This window comes from Methylobacterium sp. WL12 (assembly GCF_008039475.1).
GTDB lineage: Bacteria > Pseudomonadota > Alphaproteobacteria > Rhizobiales > Beijerinckiaceae > Methylobacterium > Methylobacterium cerastii.
On the sequence record NZ_VRUW01000197.1, the window covers coordinates 1 to 1,915 of the forward strand.

Genomic DNA, 1,915 nt, shown 5'->3' on the forward strand with positions numbered 1-1,915 from the left:
CTGCGATGTAACCCCCCGCCGCCGCCCCGCGTTGGCGCCCGCAGATTCCTCGTCTACGTTCCTCTCCAAGACGCTCCAGGGAAGAAACCAGACGCTCATGGCCGACACCTACGACGTGCTCATCATCGGCGCCGGCCCCGGCGGCTACGTCACCGCGATCCGTGCGGCGCAGCTCGGGTTCAAGACCGCGGTGGTGGACCGGGAGCACCTCGGCGGCATCTGCCTGAACTGGGGCTGCATCCCGACCAAGGCGCTGCTGCGCTCGGCCGAGATCTACCACTACATGCAGCACGCCTCCGATTACGGGCTCTCCGCCAAGGAGGTCTCGTTCGACACCGCGGCGATCGTGAAGCGCTCGCGCGGGGTCTCGTCGAAGCTGAACGGCGGCGTCGGGCACCTGCTGAAGAAGAACAAGGTCGACGTGATCTGGGGAGAGGCCACGGTCGATTCCGTCGCCAAGGGCAACGGCGCCGGCCAGGTGACGGTGAAGGAGACCACCCGCGCCCCCGCGCCGAAGGGGGCGCTGGCCGCCGGCACCTACTCGGCCAAGCACATCATCGTCGCCACCGGCGCGCGGCCGCGCGCGATCCCCGGCATCGAGCCCGACAAGAAGCAGATCTGGACCTACTACGAGGCGATGGTGCCGGAGACGATGCCGAAGTCGCTCCTGGTGATGGGCTCGGGCGCGATCGGCATCGAGTTCGCCTCGTTCTACGCCACCATGGGCGCGGCGGTGACGGTGGTGGAGCTGCTGCCGCAGATCCTGCCGGTGGAGGATCCCGAGATCGCCGGCATCGCCCGCAAGCGCTTCGAGAAGCAGGGCATCAAGATCCTCACCGGCGCCAAGGTGACGAAGGTCGAGAAGGGCGCCGACTCGGTCACCGCCACCATCGAGGGCGGCGACGGCAAGGTGCAGCAGATCACGGCGGAAAAGCTGATCTCGGCGGTGGGCGTCGTCGGCAACATCGAGAACCTCGGGCTGGAGAAGCTCGGGGTCGCCATCGAGCGCGGCATCGTCGTCACCGACGGGTTAGGGCGCACCAACGTGCCCGGCCTCTACGCCATCGGCGACGTCGCCGGCCCGCCGATGCTCGCCCACAAGGCCGAGCACGAGGGCGTGATCTGCATCGAGACGATCAAGGGCCTGCACACCCACCCGATGGACAAGGCGAAAATCCCCGGCTGCACCTACTGCCAGCCGCAGATCGCCTCCGTCGGCCTCACCGAGGCCAAGGCCAAGGAGCAGGGTTTTGCCGTCAAGGTCGGCCGCTTCCCCTTCGCCGGCAACGGCAAGGCGATCGCGCTCGGCGAGCCGGACGGCCTGATCAAGACGGTGTTCGACGCCAAGACCGGCCAGCTGCTGGGCGCCCACATGGTCGGCGCCGAGGTGACCGAGCTGATCCAGGGCTACGTCGTCGCCATGAACCTCGAGACTACCGAAGAAGACCTGATGCACACGGTCTTCCCGCACCCGACGCTGTCAGAGATGATGCATGAGAGCGTGCTGGATGCTTATGGGAAGGTGATCCATACTTAGCGAGGGGAGGGGGCGAAAAGCTCCTTCGGAACAGGCTGTTAGGGCCCTGAGGCTAGGCCAGGGGTAGGCTCCGGGTCAAGCCTCGGGGAGGGGGGTCGAAGGGGCCTCGGGCACAACTCAGTGTGCCCAGATTGTGCCAAAGATGCCGGCAGCGAGGGGTGCGCGAGGTAGGGGCCCGAGGGCTGAGACCACCTCGGCATCGTGGGTCTGTGCGCGGCCAGTTCGGGCAGGGGAGGGACCTGGACTGAAACCTAGGAGCGCGTCCGAGTAATCCTCTCGACGGCGGGGCCGGAGGGTGATTCACTTGGCTCATGGCCAAGGTGTTTCGCTCCTGGGATGTGGATCAGGGCTGGTTGCTGCCGCCCTCGCTGCACGAGT

1 protein-coding gene is annotated in these 1,915 nt (G+C 67.1%); it reads left to right on the forward strand.

All coding sequences use genetic code 11. From position 1 onward, the window contains the following. Positions 1 to 97: 97 nt before the first annotated feature. Positions 98 to 1,537 (forward strand): dihydrolipoyl dehydrogenase, encoded by a 1,440-nt coding sequence (gene lpdA, locus FV226_RS27405; RefSeq protein ID WP_147753283.1) that lies wholly within the window; start codon positions 98 to 100, stop codon positions 1,535 to 1,537. Positions 1,538 to 1,915: the final 378 nt, after the last annotated feature.